16 protein-coding genes and 1 pseudogene are annotated in these 17,934 nt (G+C 62.4%); 5 read left to right on the top strand and 12 right to left on the bottom strand.

Features of this window, described 5'->3' with window-relative positions:
• The first annotated feature begins 426 nt into the window (after positions 1-426).
• The 4 genes from pip to mdoH all read left to right on the top strand — a co-directional run bounded on the left by pip (position 427) and on the right by mdoH (position 6,816).
• Complete coding sequence (gene pip / locus NPS29_RS21495; RefSeq protein WP_274134958.1) at positions 427-1,398, top strand: prolyl aminopeptidase; 972 nt, start codon at positions 427-429, stop codon at positions 1,396-1,398.
• A 134-nt stretch (positions 1,399-1,532) separates the two neighbouring features.
• Positions 1,533-1,970 (top strand): D-aminoacyl-tRNA deacylase, encoded by a 438-nt coding sequence (gene dtd / locus NPS29_RS21490; RefSeq protein WP_274134957.1) that lies wholly within the window; start codon positions 1,533-1,535, stop codon positions 1,968-1,970.
• Between the two features lie 258 nt (positions 1,971-2,228).
• Entirely contained in the window at positions 2,229-4,223 is a 1,995-nt protein-coding gene (locus NPS29_RS21485) for a glucan biosynthesis protein G (protein WP_274134956.1), read from the top strand.
• A complete protein-coding gene (mdoH, locus tag NPS29_RS21480; RefSeq protein WP_274134954.1) occupies positions 4,216-6,816 on the top strand; it encodes a glucans biosynthesis glucosyltransferase MdoH in 2,601 nt (866 codons plus the stop codon). The genes NPS29_RS21485 and mdoH overlap by 8 nt, the downstream gene beginning before the upstream one ends.
• A gap of 172 nt (positions 6,817-6,988) precedes the next feature.
• Here the strand turns inward: mdoH and NPS29_RS28960 are convergent, their stop codons facing one another.
• The 12 genes and pseudogenes from NPS29_RS28960 to ubiE all read right to left on the bottom strand — a co-directional run bounded on the left by NPS29_RS28960 (position 6,989) and on the right by ubiE (position 17,457).
• Positions 6,989-7,852: a methyl-accepting chemotaxis protein gene (locus tag NPS29_RS28960; protein WP_425312546.1), complete on the bottom strand. Its 864-nt coding sequence runs from the start codon at positions 7,850-7,852 to the stop codon at positions 6,989-6,991.
• Positions 7,847-8,929, bottom strand: a pseudogene (locus tag NPS29_RS28955) (methyl-accepting chemotaxis protein); the annotation flags it as partial. The pseudogene NPS29_RS28955 and the gene NPS29_RS28960, both read right to left, overlap by 6 nt.
• 283 nt (positions 8,930-9,212) lie before the next feature.
• On the bottom strand, positions 9,213-11,048 hold the full coding sequence (locus tag NPS29_RS21470; RefSeq protein ID WP_400606342.1) for a methyl-accepting chemotaxis protein: 1,836 nt from the start codon (positions 11,046-11,048) through the stop codon (positions 9,213-9,215).
• A 280-nt stretch (positions 11,049-11,328) separates the two neighbouring features.
• The gene (locus tag NPS29_RS21465) at positions 11,329-12,036 is read right to left on the bottom strand and encodes a 16S rRNA (uracil(1498)-N(3))-methyltransferase (RefSeq protein WP_274134948.1); all 708 of its coding nucleotides are present in this window, start codon (positions 12,034-12,036) and stop codon (positions 11,329-11,331) included.
• Positions 12,033-12,827 (bottom strand): twin-arginine translocase subunit TatC, encoded by a 795-nt coding sequence (gene tatC / locus NPS29_RS21460; protein WP_274134946.1) that lies wholly within the window; start codon positions 12,825-12,827, stop codon positions 12,033-12,035. The genes NPS29_RS21465 and tatC overlap by 4 nt, the downstream gene beginning before the upstream one ends.
• On the bottom strand, positions 12,824-13,318 hold the full coding sequence (tatB, locus tag NPS29_RS21455; protein ID WP_274134945.1) for a Sec-independent protein translocase protein TatB: 495 nt from the start codon (positions 13,316-13,318) through the stop codon (positions 12,824-12,826). The genes tatC and tatB overlap by 4 nt, the downstream gene beginning before the upstream one ends.
• A 10-nt stretch (positions 13,319-13,328) precedes the next feature.
• Positions 13,329-13,601, bottom strand: a complete 273-nt coding sequence (locus NPS29_RS21450; RefSeq protein ID WP_274134944.1) for a twin-arginine translocase TatA/TatE family subunit — start codon at positions 13,599-13,601, stop codon at positions 13,329-13,331.
• Between the two features lie 60 nt (positions 13,602-13,661).
• Positions 13,662-13,994, bottom strand: coding sequence for a phosphoribosyl-ATP diphosphatase (locus NPS29_RS21445; protein WP_274134943.1), 333 nt, complete (start codon positions 13,992-13,994; stop codon positions 13,662-13,664).
• Between the two features lie 2 nt (positions 13,995-13,996).
• Positions 13,997-14,389, bottom strand: a complete 393-nt coding sequence (gene hisI / locus NPS29_RS21440) for a phosphoribosyl-AMP cyclohydrolase (protein ID WP_274134942.1) — start codon at positions 14,387-14,389, stop codon at positions 13,997-13,999.
• Positions 14,390-14,447: 58 nt separating this feature from the next.
• The gene (gene ubiB / locus NPS29_RS21435) at positions 14,448-16,067 is read right to left on the bottom strand and encodes a ubiquinone biosynthesis regulatory protein kinase UbiB (protein WP_274134941.1); all 1,620 of its coding nucleotides are present in this window, start codon (positions 16,065-16,067) and stop codon (positions 14,448-14,450) included.
• Positions 16,064-16,687, bottom strand: coding sequence for a ubiquinone biosynthesis accessory factor UbiJ (locus NPS29_RS21430; RefSeq protein WP_274134940.1), 624 nt, complete (start codon positions 16,685-16,687; stop codon positions 16,064-16,066). Before NPS29_RS21430 ends, ubiB begins: the two co-directional genes overlap by 4 nt.
• On the bottom strand, positions 16,687-17,457 hold the full coding sequence (gene ubiE, locus NPS29_RS21425) for a bifunctional demethylmenaquinone methyltransferase/2-methoxy-6-polyprenyl-1,4-benzoquinol methylase UbiE (protein ID WP_110951120.1): 771 nt from the start codon (positions 17,455-17,457) through the stop codon (positions 16,687-16,689). Before ubiE ends, NPS29_RS21430 begins: the two co-directional genes overlap by 1 nt.
• A 141-nt stretch (positions 17,458-17,598) precedes the next feature.
• Between ubiE and NPS29_RS21420 the strand changes: the two genes are divergently transcribed.
• Positions 17,599-17,877, top strand: a complete 279-nt coding sequence (locus NPS29_RS21420) for a polyhydroxyalkanoic acid system family protein (protein ID WP_274134939.1) — start codon at positions 17,599-17,601, stop codon at positions 17,875-17,877.
• Positions 17,878-17,934 lie beyond the last annotated feature (57 nt).

Below are 17,934 nucleotides of genomic sequence, written 5' to 3'. Positions count from 1 at the left end.
CAAGTTGGTTGGACGATTAAATGGGGTTGATTGACTGTAGGGTGTGCTGCCGGTTATTTCCTGCGTATGACAGTAAATATCCGGTTGCACGACCCACGGTTCGACTCGGGTACGGCGCTCAGGTTCGCAGAGGATTCACCTCGCCGGGCAATGCCTGAACGCTTGCATTGATCGTTCCAGTTTCGCTGAACGGTTGTAGGAGCGCGCTTGCCCGCGATGGTGACAACAGGGTGTTACAGAATGGCCGCGTCATAAGTTCGTCGCGGGCAAGCGCGCTCCTACACTGATCGGTGCTCGTGTGCCTGTTCATCAAATCAGGGGTGACAGGCCGGCAGAAACAGGCAAGCATGCCGATTGACCGAATCGGGTTTATGATGCCCGACGGCAGATAGATAGAAGCCCCTGAATTGGACTTATGGAGCACCTATGCAGACTTTGTACCCGCAGATCAAACCCTATGCCCGGCACGATCTGGCAGTGGAAGAGCCGCATGTGCTGTATGTCGATGAAAGCGGTTCGCCCGAGGGTTTGCCGGTGGTGTTCATTCACGGCGGGCCGGGGGCGGGATGCGATGCGCAGAGCCGTCGCTATTTTGATCCGAACCTGTACCGCATCATTACTTTCGACCAGCGCGGCTGCGGCCGTTCCACGCCCCACGCCAATCTTGAAAACAACACCACGTGGCACCTGGTCGAAGACCTGGAGCGCATTCGCAAGCACCTGGGCATCGACAAATGGGTGCTGTTCGGCGGCTCGTGGGGCTCGACGCTGTCGCTGGCCTACGCCCAGACCCACCCCGACCGGGTTCATGCGCTGATCCTGCGCGGCATCTTTCTGTGCCGCCCGCAGGAGATCAAATGGTTCTATCAGGAAGGCGCGAGCCGTCTGTTCCCTGACTACTGGCAGGATTACCTGGCGCCGATCCCTCAGGACGAGCGCGGCGATCTGCTGACTGCGTTCCACAAGCGCCTGGTCGGCAGCGACCAGATCGCCCAGATGCACGCCGCCAAGGCCTGGTCCACCTGGGAGGGCCGCACCGCGACGCTGCGTCCGAATCCGCTGGTGGTCGATCGCTTCTCCGAGCCTCAGCGCGCGTTGTCCATCGCCCGCATCGAGTGCCATTACTTCACCAACAATGCGTTCCTTGAAGAAAACCAGCTGATCCGCGACATGCCAAAGATCGCCCACCTGCCGGGCATCATCGTGCACGGCCGCTACGACGTGATCTGCCCGCTGGACAACGCCTGGGAGCTGCATCAGGCCTGGCCGAACAGCGAGTTGCAGGTGATTCGCGATGCCGGTCATGCGGCGTCCGAGCCGGGCATTACCGACGCGCTGGTGCGCGCAGCGTCCCAGGTGGCGCGGCGTTTGCTCGATCTGCCGCCTGAAGAGGCATAAATACAGTTGCCCCGTAGCAGCACGGCTTGCCGGCGGGAGCGGTGTATCTGTCACATATGAGTCGACTGACACACCGCTCCCGCCGGCAAGCCGTGCTGCTACGGGGTCCGTTGCGTTTCTGAGTGAGGGTTTGAATGAAAGGCTTACTGCAACGCGTCAGCAGTGCGCGCGTTGATGTTTCGGGCGCCACCGTCGGCGCCATTGACCAAGGTCTGCTGGTGCTGGTCGGCGTCGAGCCCCATGACACCCGTACCAGCGCCGACAAATTGCTGCACAAGCTGCTTAACTATCGGGTGTTCAGCGACGCTGACGGCAAGATGAACCTGTCGTTGAGCGATGTGGGCGGCGGTTTGCTGCTGGTTTCACAGTTCACCCTGGCGGCCGATACCAAAAGCGGCATGCGCCCCAGCTTCTCGAAAGCGGCGCCACCGGCCCTTGGTGCTGAATTGTTTGACTATTTGCTGGAAAAGGCTAAAACCACGCACGAGAAGGTCGCCGCGGGCCAATTTGGTGCGGATATGCAGGTCCATTTGGTCAATGATGGCCCTGTGACATTTTTGCTGGAAAGCTAAATCCGCGATTTTGCCCGGGGGACCCGAATTTATTAGGCAAAAAGCCATAAATACTTTGTTTCCCCTGATGCGTTGTAACGCAGGCTGCTAGATAATCGCGCGCTACAAAGATGGGTAAATGCCCGTCCAATCAGTACAAACGCAAACTGGTCCGACAACGTTTGGGGAATCATTGGCCCCTTTCGCAGTCGGAACAATGCTCGCCAACCCGGCATTTGATAGCTGGCCGTTGGTTTCTTCATCTGTTTTCGGCGAGGGTTGCTCGTGATTGTTAGTCCATGTAATGCACCAAAGACCTCTGGCAAGCGCCTGCGCAGCGCCTTGTTGGCCGGGTCGGCTTTGTTTTGTCTGTTCGGCGCCGGTCAGCTTTGGGCATTTGATCTGGACGACGTGGCGACAAAGGCCAAAGATCTGGCCGGGCAGAAGTTCGTCGCTCCGAAAAGCAACCTTCCAGCGGAATTCCGCGACATGAAGTTTGCCGACTACCAGAAAATCCGTTTTCTGCAGGACAAGGCCGAGTGGGCCGCCGACCGTACCCCCTTCAAGATTTCGTTCTATCACCAGGGCATGCACTTCGACACCCCGGTGAAGATCAACGAAGTGACCGCGACCACCGTCAATGAAATCAAGTACGACCCCAACCGTTTCGATTTCGGCGGCGTGAAGTTCGACCCTAAAGCGACCGAAAACCTCGGCTGGGCCGGCTTCCGTGTCACCTACCCGATCAACAAGGATGACAAGCAGGACGAAATCATGACCATGCTGGGCGCGAGCTACTTCCGCGTCATCGGCAAAGGTCAGGTCTACGGCCTGTCCGCTCGTGGCATGGCCATCGACACTGCGATGCCGTCGGGTGAAGAATTCCCGCGTTTCACCGAGTTCTGGATCGAGAAGCCGAACGCCGATGAAAACCACCTGGTGATCTTCGCGCTGCTCGACTCCCCGCGCGCCACTGGCGCCTACAAGCTGACCCTGCGTCCGGGCACCAACACCCTGGTCGACGTGCAGTCGCGCATGTTCCTGCGTGACAAGGTCGGCAAACTGGGCGTTGCGCCGCTGACCAGCATGTACCTGTTCGGCGCCAACCAGCCGTCGAAAGTCCTCAACTACCGTCGCGAGCTGCACGACTCCAGCGGTCTGTCGATCCAGGCAGCCAATGGCGAGTGGATCTGGCGTCCGCTGAACAACCCTAAACACCTGGCTGTCAGCAGCTTCTCGGTGGAAAACCCGCGTGGTTTCGGCCTGCTGCAACGCGGCCGCAACTTCAGCCATTACGAAGATCTGGATGACCGCTACGACAAGCGTCCAAGCGCCTGGATCGAGCCTAAAGGCGATTGGGGCAAGGGCACTGTAGACCTGGTCGAGATTCCGACCGCCGACGAAACCAACGACAACATCGTTGCCTTCTGGAAGCCTGAAACCCAGCCAGAGCCGGGCCAGTCCGTCGATTTCAACTATCGCCTGCACTGGACCATGGACGAAGACTCCATCCACTCGCCTGATCTGGGCTGGGTCAAGCAGACCCTGCGCTCGACCGGTGACGTGAAGCAGTCCAACCTGATCCGCCAGCCAGACGGCAGCGTGGCCTACCTAGTCGATTTCGTCGGCCCGACCCTGGCCAAACTGGGTGAAGACCCGGCCATCCGCAGCCAGGTCACCACTGACGACAACACCGACCTGGTGGAAAACAACCTGCGCTACAACCCTGTCACCAAAGGCTGGCGCCTGACGCTGCGCCTGAAGGTCAAGGACACCAGCAAGAACGTGGAACTGCGCGCTTACCTGCTGCGCGAGACCCCGGTCGAACCTGGCAAGGAACCTGCGCTGATTACTGCTGACAAATCAGACAAGAAGCCTGAGAAAAAAGCCGACGCCAAGGCCGCTGTCGCAGCTGCCGCGCCGAAGGATGAGAAGGCCGAAATCGTCAAGACCGACGCCGTGAAGGCCGGTGATGCCAAGGACCCGAAAGACGCCAAGGTCGCCAAGGCCGATGCGAAAGCGGACACCAAGGTAGACGCCAAGGCTGACAAGGCCGACGCCGCCAAGCCTGCGGATGCCGCCAAGGTAGCCGAAGCCAGGTCCGACGAAGCTTCGCGTCCTGAAGCCGCCCTGGGCGACGCCGCCAAGGCCAACAAAGGCAGTAAAGAAACCCAGCAGCCAGCTGCAGCGGCTGCATCCACCCAACAGGGCCCGGCCATGAATCAACAGATCCTGACCGAGACCTGGAGCTACCAGTTGCCAGCCGATGAGTAATTCACACGCGGTGCCAGGATCTTCGACAGAATCGCTCAGCGAGTACCTGGCACATCTACCCATGAGCGACGAGCAGCGGGCAGAACTTGCCAGCTGCACCTCGTTCGCCGAGCTGCATGAGCGCCTTTCGGCGCAAACCGTCACCGATCCTGCCGAGGCCGCCCAGGCTTCGGTGGGCCGTCGCCTGACGCTGACTACCGCTGACGAGCTGCACGAGGCTGAAATGCTCGCCGTGGACGCCAGCGGTCGCGTGTGCCTCAAGGCTGCGCCGCCGATCCGTCGCACCAAGGTCGTGCCCGAGCCGTGGCGCACCAACGTGCTGCACCGCGGCTGGCGTCGCCTGACCGGGAAAACCAACCCGCCCAAGCCGACCAAGGACGATCTGCCCCGTGACTTGCCCAAGTCGCGCTGGCGCACCGTCGGTTCGATCCGCCGTTACATCCTGCTAATCCTGATGCTGGGCCAGACCATCGTCGCCGGCTTCTACATGAAAGGCATCCTGCCGTACCAGGGCTGGTCGCTGGTCTCGTTCGACGAAATCAGCCACCAGACCCTGTGGCAGACCGCTGTCCAAGTGATGCCCTACGCACTGCAAACCAGCATTCTGTTGATGTTCGGGATTCTGTTCTGCTGGGTGTCGGCCGGTTTCTGGACCGCGCTGATGGGCTTCCTGGAGCTGCTGACCGGTCGCGACAAATACCGCATTTCCGGTGCCAGCGCCGGCAACGAGCCCATCGAAGCCGGTGCCCGCACCGCGCTGGTGATGCCGATCTGCAACGAAGACGTGCCTCGGGTGTTCGCAGGTCTGCGCGCCACCTTCGAATCCGTTGCGGCCACCGGTGATCTGGATCGCTTCGACTTCTTCGTGCTCAGCGACACCAACGAAACCGACATCGCCGTTGCCGAGCAACAGGCGTGGCTGGACGTGTGCCGCGAGACCAGTGGTTTCGGCAAGATCTTCTACCGTCGCCGCCGCCGTCGCGTAAAACGCAAAAGCGGCAACCTCGACGACTTCTGCCGTCGCTGGGGCGGGGACTACCGCTACATGGTCGTGCTGGACGCCGACTCCGTGATGAGCGGCGAGTGCCTGACCAGTCTGGTACGCCTGATGGAGGCCACGCCAGACGCCGGTATCATCCAGACCGCGCCAAAAGCCTCGGGCATGGACACCCTGTATGCGCGCATGCAGCAGTTCGCCACCCGCGTCTACGGCCCGCTGTTCACCGCAGGCCTGCACTTCTGGCAGCTGGGTGAATCCCACTACTGGGGTCACAACGCGATCATCCGGATGAAGCCGTTCATCGAGCACTGCGCCCTGGCGCCGTTGCCCGGTAAAGGCGCATTCGCCGGTGCGATCCTGTCCCACGACTTCGTTGAAGCAGCGCTGATGCGCCGTGCAGGCTGGGGCGTGTGGATTGCCTACGACTTGCCGGGCAGCTATGAAGAACTGCCGCCGAACCTCCTGGACGAACTCAAGCGTGACCGTCGCTGGTGCCACGGTAACCTGATGAACTTCCGCCTGTTCCTGGTCAAGGGTATGCACCCGGTTCACCGCGCGGTGTTCCTCACGGGCGTGATGTCGTACCTGTCGGCGCCGTTGTGGTTCCTGTTCCTGGTGTTGTCGACGGCGCTGCTGGCGGTCAACACGCTGATGGAGCCGACTTACTTCCTGGAGCCTCGCCAGCTGTATCCGTTGTGGCCGCAGTGGCACCCGGAAAAAGCCGTCGCGCTGTTCTCGACCACCATCGTCCTGCTGTTCCTGCCCAAGCTGCTCAGTATCATTCTGATCTGGGCCAAGGGTGCGACCGGCTACGGTGGCCGGATCAAGGTCACCTTGTCGATGCTGATGGAGATGCTGTTCTCCATGCTGCTGGCGCCGGTGCGGATGATTTTCCACACCCGTTTCGTTCTGGCCGCGTTCCTGGGCTGGGCCGCGACCTGGAACTCGCCGCAACGTGATGACGACTCCACGCCGTGGAGCGAAGCCGTCAAGCGTCATGGTCCGCAGACCCTGCTGGGCTTTGCCTGGGCTGCGCTGGTGGCCTGGCTGAATCCGAGCTTCCTGTGGTGGCTGACGCCTATCGTTGGTTCGCTGATCCTGTCGATCCCGGTTTCGGTGATCTCCAGCCGCACCAACCTGGGTCTCAAAGCGCGCGACGAGAACCTGTTCCTGATTCCGGAAGAGCACACGCCGCCGCAAGAGCTGGTGTCTACCGATCAGTACACCCACGAAAACCGTTGGCATGCGCTGAACGACGGCTTCGTGCGGGCAGTGGTCGATCCGCAGCAGAACGCCCTGGCGTGCGCGCTGGCGACTTCGCGTCACCGTGAGGCCGAGCCGATCGAGTGGATGCGTATCGAACGCGTACGTCATGCGATCAAGGGCGGGCCTGAGCACCTGAGCAACCACGAGCGCCTGCAACTGCTGAGCGACCCGGTTGCCCTGGCGCGGCTGCACGAGTTGGTGTGGGCCGAAGGCAATGCCGCGTGGCTGGACGCCTGGCGGGCCTCGGTGAAAGCCGATCCCCATGCGCCGCTGCTGCCATTGCAGCCGGCAACGCACCTGACTGCGCCATCGCTGGCCAATGCCTGAGTGATCCGCTGAAACAAGAACGCCGCCAGAGAGCAATCTCTGGCGGCGTTTTTGTTTATCACCACCCTCCACCCCGTAGCAGCACGGCTTGCCGGCGGGAGCGGTGTTTCAGTCAGATCATCTATAACTGACACACCGCTCCCGCCGGCAAGCCGTGCTGCTACGGGGCGTGTTACACCCGGAACCGGCCCACCAGCTCCTGCAACTGCGCGCCGAGGCGGGCGAGTTCGGCGCTTGATGCTGCGGTCTGGTCGCTGGCGGCGGCGGTCTGTTCGGAGATGTCGCGCACATTGAGCACGCTGCGGTTGATCTGCTCGGCCACCACCGTCTGTTCCTCTCCCGCCGTGGCTATCTGCTGGTTCATGCTCTGGATCGTCGACACCGTACGGGTGATGCTCTCCAGCGAGCTACCCGCGCGGCGGCTGAGTTCCACGCTGCTGTCGGTCAGGTTGCGGCTGGCATCCAGCGTACTGACCACCTGTTGGGTGCCGTTCTGCAGGGCGGCAATCAATACTTCGATCTCCTCGGTCGATTCCTGGGTGCGCTTGGCCAGGCCCCGCACTTCGTCGGCCACCACAGCAAAGCCGCGCCCGGCCTCGCCGGCCCGTGCCGCCTCGATGGCGGCATTGAGCGCCAGCAGGTTGGTCTGCTGCGCCACGGACTTGATGACATCCAGCACGCCGCCGATCTTGTCGCTCTCCTGCTTCAGATCGCCCATGGCCCGGGTCGAGTTGTGCACCTCCACCGCCAGGCGCTCGATCTGACCGATGGCATCGGCCACCACCCGGTCGCCTTCCCTTGCCTGCAGGTCGGCCTGCCGGGCGGCTTCGCTGGCTTCCTCGGCATTGCGCGCCACCTCCATGACCGTCGAGGTCATCTGATTCATGGCGGTGGCGACCTGATCGGTTTCGCTTTTCTGATTGTTGACCCCTGTGCTGGTCTGCTCGGTGACCGCAGACAACTGCGCGGCGGCGCTGGCGATTTGCGTCACGCCGTCGCCAATCCCGGAAATCAGCGTTCGCAGGCTAACAGTCATGTCTTGCATGCTGTGTTGCAGGCGGCCCATCTCGTCATGGCGCCTGATGTCGATGTCCACGCTCAAGTCGCCCTTGGCAATGCGCTGCGCGGCTTGCAGGGTCTGTTGCAGCGGAACGATGATCTGCCGCGTGATGAGCCAGGCAGCCAGCAGCCCCAGTACGATCGCCAGCATGGCCACGCCGATCAGCATCTGCCGCGACCGGTCTGCTTCGCCGTCCCTGCGCTGGGTTTGCAGGGTGCTGGTGTCGGCCGTGGAGGTGAGCAGGCTGTCGCCCATCGCTTCCATCGACTCATGGGCCGCTTCTGTCTTGATTTGCAATGCCTTGAGCTGGTTGAGCTGGTTGCGGTAGTCCTCGATCGCCTTGCGCGCAGTGTCCAGAATGGAGGCGCTGGTATTGGAGGGGCTTGAGACGATCTCCTGGATCTCCGCCAGCGCCCCTTCGGTGGCCTTGACGGCGGCTGCCTCGAACGTCTCCTGGCCGCTGTACAGGTACGCCTGGGAGGCGGAAAGGGCCGCCTGCATGTACCGACGCAGTTGCAGGATATTGGTGAACTCGTCGAGCTTCTCTGTGTTGCCCTGTTCCTCGCTGACGGCCTTGAGCACATCGGCCTCGACCTGATCGACTGCGGCGATGACAGTTTCCGACAGGCTTTTCATCTGCACCCGTGAGTCATCCCGGCTCTGCAGCAACTGCCCCAGATTGGCGAACGTGCTGCCCAGGGAGCGTGCGTCTTCGCTCTGCTTGTTGAGCATCTGCAGCACGTCGGCGGGATTGTCATCGTCCCGCAGACCCTTGAGGTGCGCTTCGATTTCACTGATGCGCGCGGAAACCCGGCTTGCGCTCTCGGGCGTGTTTTCGATGCGAAAGATGATCCGCTCGGCCCGCAGGTCCTTGGTCAGGGCGCTGAGCTGGGCGATGGCGCTGAGGGATTCGGAGCGCACGATCATGGTGTCCAGCCCGAGCCAGCCGGTCACCGTGATCGCCAGTGTGAGTACCAGCACCAGGCCGAAACCCAGCGAGAGCTTGAGCTTGACGCTGCTGTTGGCCAGCGCCTGGTTGATTCCTTGCAGCATGATGCGTCTCCTGCGGATGGGCGATAAACGCGCATCGGCAGGGTGGCCGGGCTCATGACCTGAGGAGGGTGTAGGAGATTTCCGAAGCGAGGAAGGGGGTGAGGCAGTTCACAAAAGCTTTCGTAGCAGCACGGCTTGCCGGCGGGAGCGGTGTGTCAATCAACCCATCTCTGACAGAAACGCCCTGTAGGAGCGCGCTTGCCCGCGACCACAGTGTGTCAGCCACCAAAATGTATAATGACACACCGCTCCCGCCGGCAAGCCGTGCTGCTACGGGGCGGGGTTAGATCCGGAACTTGCCTACCAGCCCTTGAAGGTGCGTGCCCAGCCGCGCCAGCTCCACGCTCGACGCCGCGGTTTCTTCGCTGGCCGCCGAGGTCTGTTCAGACACGTCGCGCACGTTCAGCACGCTGCGGTTGATCTCTTCGGCGGTGGCGCTCTGTTGCTCGGCGGCCGCAGCGATCTGCTGGTTCATGGCCTGGATCGCCGACACGGTCTGGGTAATGCTTTCCAGCGAGCCACCGGCGCGGCGGGTGAGGTCCACGCTGCTGGCCGTCAGTTCGCGGCTGCTGTCCATGATCGACGCCACCTGTTGCGTGCCGTTCTGCAGGCCCAGGATCAGCTCCTCGATCTCCTCGGTGGATTTGTGCGTGCGCTGGGCCAGGCTGCGAACTTCGTCGGCCACCACCGCAAAACCACGACCGGCTTCGCCAGCACGAGCAGCTTCGATGGCGGCGTTCAGCGCCAACAGGTTGGTCTGCTGGGCCACGGACTTGATGACGTCCAGCACGCTGCCAATCTTGTCGCTCTCGCGCTTGAGTTCGCCCATGGCCTCGGTGGAATGAGCCACCTCGCGAGCCAGGCGCTCGATCTGGGCGATGGCCTCGTTGACCACCTTGTCACCCTCGCGGGCCTGCTGATCGGCCGCCACAGCCGCCTCAGAGGCTTCCTCGGCGTTGCGCGCCACTTCCTGCACGGTTGCAGTCATCTGATGCATGGCGGTCGCGACCTGATCGGTCTCGACCTTCTGGCTGTTGACCCCGGCGCTGGTCTGTTCGGTCACCGCCGACAGCTCTTCGGCAGCGCTGGCGATCTGGGTGACGCTGTCGCCGATGCCGCCGATCAACTCGCGCAGGCTCAGGGTCATGCGCTGCATGCCACCTTGCAGCTGGCCCAGTTCGTCGCGGCGGTCGACCTTGAGGTTGTGCGTCAGGTCGCCGGATGCCACGCGGTCCACGGCAATCAGTGTCTGTTTCAACGGCAGGGTGATCTGGCGGGTGATGGCCCATGCGGCCAGCACGCCAAACAGCAGGGCGATCACGGTCGCGATGCCGAGCATCGACTGCGCCTGCTGGCTGTCGGCGTCGCGCTTGGCGTTCTGCGAGGCGGTCAGCTGGTCGCTGAGGTCGCGCAGTTGCTGGCCCAGCCCGGCCATTTTTTCCATGGCCTGACGGCTGACCTGCTGCGCATCGCGGTATTGCCCAACGGCCGCGCGATAGCCCTTAAGTGCCAGGTTGGCTTTTTGCAGTTGCGGGATGTACTGCGAAGAAACGTCGCCGGCCAGTGTGTTCACGCCGACGATGGCTTCGTCGATGGCGGCGTTGGCGTTCTTCTCGAAGTCAGGATTGCCGCTGAAGGTGTAGCCGCGCACCTGAAAGCGTGCTTGCTGGATCTGCTTGCTGACGCCCACCGCGCTGTTGAATTGCAGGATGTTGTCGTGCTGGATCAGCGCTTCCTCGATCTTGTTGACTTCCTCGACCGCAGCGTCCGCTGTCGCACCCAGGTTGGTGCGGCTGGCTTCACGTGCGGCGATGGCGCGGGTCATGTCGTCGAAGGCGCGGCGGTAGTCGGCGGCGGCCTGGATCTGGCCGTCGAGGAGTTGCAGGTCGCCTGGGCTTACGATCTTGCCGCGAGCTTTCTTGAGGTAGCCGTCGAGCTTGTCCAGCGCGGTCATGACACCCGTCGCGGCTTCGGCGCTGTACTGGGCTTCGTAGCGCATGCGCGCGGTGCCCAGGTCCAGGGTCTGCTCGCTGATCTGCGAGATGTTCGCCAGCTTGTCGCCGCGCTCGATCAACGAGCCCAGGCTAGACCAGCCCGTGGCAGTAATGACCAGCGTCATCAACAGCACCAGGCCGAAGCCGATGGCGAGTTTGCGACTCACACTCACGTTCCCGAGACGTTGGGCAAACCAGCGATACATGTGGATTCCTTGCGCGTTGTTTTTATCGATGCCGGGTTATCGGCACACAAAATGTGAACTGCAACGCCATTGGGCGGAAATGGCGCAGGAGCCGTCTAGTTTGTCCGTAGCAGCACGGCTTGCCGGCGGGAGCGGTGTGTCTGTAACGGATGGGTTGACTGACACACCGCTCCCGCCGGCAAGCCGTGCTGCTACGGGATCAGAACAGGCGGGCGAGGAGGGCGGTGACGGCGGTTTCGACGCGCAGGATGCGCTCGCCCAGTTGCACCGGGTTCAGGCCCGATGCGCGCAGCAGTTCGACCTCGTAGGGAATCCAGCCGCCTTCGGGGCCAATGGCCAGGGTGACCGGCTGTTTGACCGCACGCGGACAGGCGGGAAAGTCGCCGGGATGGCCGACCAGGCCCAGGGTACCGTCCACGATAGCTGGCAGCCGGTCCTCGACGAACGGCTTGAAGCGTTTCTCGATGACGATTTCCGGCAGCACGCTGTCCCGGGCCTGTTCAAGCCCCAGAATCAGGTTTTCGCGAATCGACGCAGGTGTGAGAAACGGGGTCTGCCAGAAGCTTTTCTCGACGCGATAGCTGTTGACCAGAATGACTCTGGGCACGCCCATGGTCGCCACGGTCTGGAAGACCCGGCGCAGCATCTTCGGGCGGGGCAGGGCCAGCACCAGCGTCAGCGGCAGTTTGGCCGGCGGTTCACGGTCGAAGCTGACGGACAGTTCCGCCTCGCGGGGCTCCAGGCGCAGCAGCTCGGCACTGCCCAGCAGGCCACCCACGCGCCCGACCCGCAGGCTGTCGCCCACTTCCGAGCGATGCACCTCTTGCATGTGCTTGAGGCGCCGGTCGCGCAGGATCACCCGGTCGGCCGAAATGAAGTCGGCCTCTTCCAGCAACAGCAGGTTCACGGCTGGGTCGCTGGCGGCTGGTCTTGCTTGTCTTCGGCGTTCTCGTCGTCTTCGTGGTCACCGCGCTTGGTGACCATCGAGCTGCACAGCACGCCGATTTCGAACAGCAGCCACATGGGCACCGCCAGCAGCGTCTGGGAGAAGATGTCAGGCGGCGTGAGGATCATGCCGACCACGAAGCAACCGATCACCACATAGGGGCGAATCTTCTTCAGGTATTTGACGTCGACGATGCCGATCCACACCAGCAGCACCACGGCCACGGGAATCTCGAACGCCACGCCAAAGGCCAGGAACAGAGTCATGACGAAATCCAGGTAACTGGAAATGTCCGTCATCATCGACACGCCCTCGGGCGTCACGCTGGCGAAGAAGTGGAAAATCAGCGGGAATACCAGGAAATAGGCAAAGGCCATCCCGGCGTAGAACAGAATGATGCTGGAAATCAGCAGCGGCACCGCCACGCGCTTTTCGTGCTTGTACAGGCCCGGCGCGATGAAACCCCAGATCTGGTAGAGGATCACCGGCATCGCCAGAAACAGCGCGACCATCATCGTCAGCTTGAACGGCGTCAGGAACGGCGAAGCCACGTCGGTGGCGATCATCGTTGCGCCTTCGGGCAGGAATTTGCGCAGCGGCGCCGAGACGAAGGTGTAGATCTTCTGCGTGAAGTAGAACAGCGCGCCGAAGATCACGAAGATCGCCAGCACACAACGCAGCAGGCGCGAACGCAGTTCAGTCAGGTGCGAGACCAGCGGCATCTGCTGGTCATTTTCCGGGATTTCGCTCATGGGGCTCGTGGTGGCTGTGTCGAATCGTTGGCGGAAGGTGTGCTCGGCACAGCGGCGGCAGGAGCAGGCGCGACAGGCGCGGGCGCCGTTGCAGGCGGCGAAACCGGTTCGACCACCACGGGCTCCGAGATCACCCCGGTGCTGACCGGGGCCGGTTCGGCAGCAGGCGCGGGGGCGTTTTGCGCCTCGGGTGTCGGCGCTGCATCCAGCGCTGAAGGCGCAGGCTCCGGCGCAACTGCGCGGGCCTGGGGCTGCATGATTTTGCGCGCTTCTTCTTCCAGCGAAAGAATGTGCTCGTTGTGCAGTTGACGACGAATCTCGTCGGCACCGATTTCGCGCTCAACTTCCTGTTTGATCGCATTGAAGCTGCGTTTCAGACGCCCGACCCAAAGCCCGGCAGTGCGCGCGGCTCCCGGCAGGCGCTCGGGGCCCAGTACCAGCAGGGCAACGAGACCGACCAGCAGCAATTCAGAGAAGCTGATACCAAACATGCGTCAGGACCTAGTCTTTGCGGATGGGCTCTTCGACTTTCTGCGCAGTGCCGTCGATGGTGTGCGGCTGATGCAGCGGCTGGGTCGGCGGGGTTGGCTGCGCGGTCTGCTGGGGTTGCACAGGCGGCTGCTCAGGGCCTTTTTCGTCGTCGTTCATGGCCTTGCGAAAGCCCTTGATCGACTCGCCGACGTCAGTGCCCAGGTTCTTGAGTTTCTTGGTGCCGAAGACCAATACCACGACAACCAGGATGACGATCCAGTGTTTCCAGTCAAAAATGCCCATGACGCGTTCCTCACAAGGTATTCGGGGCCCCTTGGCCCTCGGTTTATTCAGCCGGACGCGTTATTCAGTAGGGCGCGCCGCTTTTTCGGCGTGGCCCGATAACCCGAAACGGCGATCCAGTTCATCGAGTACGGCTTGTGGATGCTGGCCCAGTGCTGAAAGCATGACCATGCTATGGAACCACAAATCGGCTGTTTCGTAGATGACATCGCTGCAGTCACCGCTGACGGCGGCATCCTTGGCGGCAATGATGGTTTCGACCGACTCTTCGCCGACCTTCTCCAGAATCTTGTTCAGCCCCTTGTGATAGAGGCTGGCCACGTAGGAGGAGTCCGCCGCCGCGCCCTTTCGCTCTTCGAGCACCTGAGCCAGGCGAGACAAGGTATCAGTCATGTTCAGTGTCCTGCGTGGTAAATGGCTTCGGGGTCCTTGAGCACCGGCTCGACAGTCTTCCAGCCGGCGTTGTCATAGACGCGATAGAAGCAGCTTTCGCGGCCGGTGTGGCAGGCGATGCCGCCGATCTGCTCGACCATCAGGATGATGACGTCGGCGTCGCAGTCCAGGCGCAACTCGTGCAGCTTCTGCACATGGCCCGATTCTTCGCCTTTGCGCCACAGTTTGCCACGGGAACGCGACCAGTAGATGGCGCGGTTTTCGGCGGCGGTCAGGCTCAGCGCTTCGCGGTTCATCCAGGCCATCATCAGGACACGCCCGGTTTTATGATCCTGGGCAATTGCCGGGACCAAACCGTCGCTGTCCCACTTGATCTCGTCCAGCCAGTCTTTCATCGTCGGCTCCGGCCGCTGTGTTGAAGGGGGTTAGTGTGCCAGCGGCAGGCGCTGCTGGCTATCGGCGAACAACCAGATAGAGCCCCGCGACCAGCATCAGCACCGAAGGCCAGGCGCTCATCGCGATCAACTCGCCACCTGATTGAGTATGGGCGGTTGCCAGCACTACGCCACCGGCCAGCAGGCACGCGCCCAGCAGCCGCAGGGCCCAGTGGTCGCCCTTGTGGCTGTAGGGCGGCGGTGGATCGGAGGTGTGCGGCTGGGACAGACGCTCCAGCAGATCGCGGGTCATGTTGGCCAGATGCGGGATCTGCTCAACTTGTGACTGCAAGTTTCCGATCAGCGTTTTGGGGCTGACGCGCTCGCGCATCCAGCGCTCCAGGAACGGCTGCGCGGTGCTCCACAGGTCCAGCTCGGGGTACAGCTGCCGGCCCAGGCCCTCGATGTTGAGCAGGGTTTTCTGCAACAGCACCAGTTGCGGCTGCACTTCCATGTTGAAGCGGCGGGCCGTCTGGAACAGGCGCATCAGCACCTGGCCGAAGGAAATGTCCTTGAGCGGCTTCTCGAAGATCGGCTCGCACACGGTGCGGATCGCCGCTTCGAATTCGTTGAGCTTGGTTTCTGCCGGCACCCAGCCCGAATCGATGTGCAACTGCGCCACACGGCGATAGTCGCGCTTGAAGAAGGCGAACAGGTTGCGCGCCAGGTAATCCTGGTCTTCCGGGGTGAGGCTGCCGACGATGCCGCAGTCGATGGCGATGTATTGCGGATCCCAGGGTGCCACGGTGCTGACGAAGATGTTGCCGGGGTGCATGTCGGCGTGAAAGAAGCTGTCGCGGAACACCTGGGTGAAGAACAGCTCCACGCCGCGCTCGGCGAGCTTTTTCATGTCGGTGCGCTGGTCGGCCAGGGTCGCGAGATCCGTGACCTGTACGCCGTAGATGCGCTCCATGACCAGCACTTTCGGCCGGCACCAGTCCCAGTAGACCTGCGGCACGTAGAGCATGGTCGAACCTTCGAAGTTGCGTCGCAGCTGGCTGGAGTTGGCCGCCTCGCGCAACAGATCGAGTTCGTCGTAGATGGTCTTTTCGTAGTCGGCGACCACGTCCACCGGGTGCAGCAGGCGGGCGTCGGCGGACAGGCGCTCGGCGATGCTGGCCAGGATGAACAGCCAGGCCAGGTCCGAACCGATGATCGGCTTGAGCCCCGGACGCACGACCTTGACCACCACTTCCTCGCCGGTCTTCAGGCGCGCGGCGTGTACCTGCGCCACCGAAGCCGAGGCCAGGGGCGCGACGTCGAAACGGCTGAACACGTCGCTGATCTTCGCCCCCAGCTGGGATTCGATCAGGGCGATGGCCTTCTCGGACTCGAACGGCGGCACGCGATCCTGCAGGAGCATCAGCTCGTCGGCGATGTCTTCGGGCAACAGGTCCCGGCGGGTCGAGAGCAACTGGCCGAACTTGATGAAGATCGGCCCCAGGTCCTGAAGTGCCAGGCGCAGGCGCGCGCCTCGGGTCAGTTCACTCTTGCGCCTGGGGAACCAGCGCCAGGGCAGTACGAAACGGACGGCGAGCAGCCACCAGGGCAGGGGCAGGGCGAACAGCAGGTCATCCAGGCGGTAGCGGATGACGACCCGCTGGATGCGAAACAGGCGGCGGACGGCAAGCAGGCTCATGCGTTATCGCTGGGTTTGAGAGATTGGGCCAGACGCTCGAAGCGGGCTTCGAGGCGTTCCAGGTCTTGTTTGGTCTGATCCAGTTCGGCGAAGCGCGCTTCAGCCTCGCGCTTGCCGACCAGTGTGCGGGATTCTTCAGCCAGGTACTCGGCCAGGTTGTGGGAGAGGCTGGCGATCGTGTCGCGGGTCATGCGCGCACTTTTGCGCAGATGACCGCCGATCAACGGCGTGGCCACCGGGCCCAGCCAGCGTTGCAGCTCGTATTCCCAGTCCAGATCGAGATCCTGCAACACGCCCACCAGCTCCAGCAGCACGGCGCTTTCACCGTCCAGTTCGACTTCGGGGCTGTGCAGTACGGCATTCTTGTCGCGGCTTGTGGCAAGGCGCATCAGGCTGGCGGCCGGTGCGCGCAGGGTCACGTCGGCGCCGCCTTCCCAGGTCGAGGCCAGCATCAGGCCTTCGTCACTGGGCAGGATGTGCAGGTCGAACGCAGGGCTGGTGCATTGCACCGCGATGATCTTGCCACTAAGGCGATCCAGGCGTGGCAGCGCCGTGCTGTCCATCTGCAGCACACGATTGATGCCGTGCTCGGCGCTGGCGAGCAAGCCGCTGATCAGCATCAGGGCTTGATACCGCGATGCAGGGCGACGATGCCGGAGGTCATGTTGTGGTAGGTCACGCGGTCGAAACCGGCCTCTACCATCATCGACTTCAGGGTTTCCTGGTCCGGGTGCATGCGGATCGATTCGGCCAGGTAACGGTAGCTTTCCGAGTCATTGGTGATCAGCTTGCCGGCCAGCGGCATGAAGGCGAACGAGTAGGCGTCGTAGACCTTGGACATGACCTTGTTGGTCGGCTTGGAGAACTCCAGCACCAGCAGGCGGCCGCCCGGCTTGAGCACGCGCAGCATGGAGCGGATGGCGTCTTCCTTGTGCGTCACGTTGCGCAGGCCGAAGGCGATGGTCACGCAATCGAAGTGGTTGTCCGGGAACGGCAGCTTTTCAGCGTCGGCCTGGACGAACTTGATGTTGCCGGCCACGCCGCGGTCGAGCAGGCGGTCGCGACCGACCTTGAGCATCGAGGCGTTGATGTCTGCCAGTACCACTTCGCCGGTAGGGCCGACCAGGTGGGAGAATTTCTTCGCAAGGTCGCCCGTGCCGCCTGCGATGTCCAGCACGCGGTTGCCAGTACGAACGCCGGAAAGCTCGATGGTGAAGCGCTTCCAGAGGCGGTGCATGCCACCGGACAGCACGTCGTTCATCAGGTCGTACTTGGCTGCAACGGAGTGGAACACTTCGGCGACTTTCTCCGCCTTCTGGCTTTCGGCCACGGTTTTGTAACCGAAGTGGGTGGTGGGTTCGGCATCGCTGCCTTTGCGCGGATCGTTCATATCGCTGTCACCGGAATAAAGTGCGGCCATTCTAATCGTCGGGGCTGGCTTTGTCTTGACAAGGGTTAGGGTGAACAGTTTCTTCAAGGGATGGCACTGGTATAGTGGCCCGACGATTTACCTCGATGAAGGAGCCTGCCAATGGCCCGAATTACCGTGGAACGCCCGCACACGCTGGGCAAGGACAAGGCCCGCGAGAAGGCCGAATTGCTGGCCGAGAAGCTGGGCGAAAAATATGGCATCGAGCACAGCTGGAACGGCGACACCGTGTCGCTGGAAGGCAAGGGCGCCAAAGGCACGGTGCAGGTGGAAGAAGCGCTGGTGCGGGTCAACATCGAACTGAATTTCTTCCTGTCGGCGATGAGCAGCACCATCGAGTCCGAAGTGGCGCGCCAGCTGGACAAGGCCCTGACTGCCTGACGTACCCCTGACAACTCGTAGCAGCACGGCTTGCCGGCGGGGGCGAGATCGGAAGAG

Source organism: Pseudomonas putida, from assembly GCF_028682175.1.
Classification (GTDB): domain Bacteria; phylum Pseudomonadota; class Gammaproteobacteria; order Pseudomonadales; family Pseudomonadaceae; genus Aquipseudomonas; species Aquipseudomonas putida_AD.
Note: the sequence above shows the minus strand (reverse complement) of the source record. Positions and strands in the feature narration are given on the sequence as shown.